Consider the following 1,245-nt stretch of genomic DNA (forward strand, 5'->3'; position numbering starts at 1 on the left):
GCGGGCGCCGGCCGCCCGGCCGGCCGGCCGGGTTGCGTCGCCCGGCCGTCCGCCGGACGCGCGTTCCGTCCAGGTCGTTCGTCCGCGCGTCCCGTCCGGGCCGTTCGCCGGGCCCCGCGGGATCCGGCGGCCGGTGCCCGATAGGACGCCTCCTGCCTTCTTCTGCCTTCTCCTGCCCGACCGATCCGCCGGAACACCCCCGTGTTCGGCGTGACACACGCAACGCCGACGGGGGCCGGTACGCGGACCGGACCGGAGGGGGAGGCGCGGCGCGTTCAGTCGGCACCGTCGGCCAGGGCCGCCTCCACGGAGTCGTGAACGGTGAAGACCGCCTCGGCCCCTGTGATCTCGAACACGCGGGCGACGACCGGCAGCATGCCGGCCAGGTGGACACCACCGCCCGCCGCGTCGGCCTTCAGTCGCGCGCCGAGCAGGACGTTCAGCCCGGTGGAGTCACAGAACTCCAGGCGTGAGCAGTCCACAACGAGCCGCGAGAAGCCCTTGTCCAGGAGGTCGTCGAGGGGCTCACGCAAAAGATCGGCGGTGTGGTGGTCGAGTTCACCCGCAGGTGTCACAACGGCGCTGGAGCCCTCTTCCCGCACCTCCACCAGAAGCCGGCCCGACTGTGCGCTGCCGACCGTCCCGTGGTCCATGCCGTCTCTCTCCCGAGGTCGTGGCTGCTGATGCCCTCGAACATTACGCCTTCCCCGCGCACTCCGACACCCGAACATCCGCACACAAACGGACATAGCGTCACAGAATGCACTTGCGACTCGCTCGGTGCAGCGGGTAGGGCTAGTAGGGCACACATTCCTACACGCCGGCTTCGGAGGCGCCGCACACCGCAGTGCACGTACTGGCTTCGGCAGCCATATGCCGAGAACGATGGAGGACACCCATGTCACCCCGGCTCGACGAGTCGCATACCCGGATCGCGACGTCGACACCCCCACCGGAACAACTGGATCATCCCATCGATCCCCTCGCCCTCTTCGAGGGTCTTCCGGAGATCCCCCCGTACGACGAGATCGGCCCGGTCGACGCGCGGGCCTTGTCCAAGACTCTCTTCGAGCGTCTCGAGGCGCTGGAGGAGGGGACGTACGAGTACTCGTACGTCCGCAACACCCTCGTCGAGCTGAACCTCGCGCTCGTCAAGTTCGCCGCCTCCCGTTTCCGCTCCCGCAGCGAGCCGATGGAGGACATCATCCAGGTCGGCACCATCGGCCTGATCAAGGCGATCGACCG

General features: G+C 68.8%; 2 protein-coding genes. One reads left to right on the forward strand and one right to left on the reverse strand.

The window, feature by feature from the left end:
- Positions 1-275 precede the first annotated feature (275 nt).
- Positions 276-653: an STAS domain-containing protein gene (locus tag GT045_RS18565; RefSeq protein ID WP_161293920.1), complete on the reverse strand. Its 378-nt coding sequence runs from the start codon at positions 651-653 to the stop codon at positions 276-278.
- A 245-nt stretch (positions 654-898) separates the two neighbouring features.
- Here GT045_RS18565 and GT045_RS18570 point away from each other — a divergent pair.
- On the forward strand, positions 899-1,245 hold a 347-nt coding region (locus GT045_RS18570; protein ID WP_272926869.1), incomplete at its 3' end, for a sigma factor.

It is taken from the genome of Streptomyces sp. SID486 (assembly GCF_009865385.1).
Classification (GTDB): domain Bacteria; phylum Actinomycetota; class Actinomycetes; order Streptomycetales; family Streptomycetaceae; genus Streptomyces.

Excerpts from the sequence above, each read along its gene's own strand:
- GT045_RS18565 (WP_161293920.1), bottom strand. The coding sequence starts at position 653 with ATGGACCACGGGACGGTCGGCAGCGCACAGTCGGGCCGGCTTCTGGTG.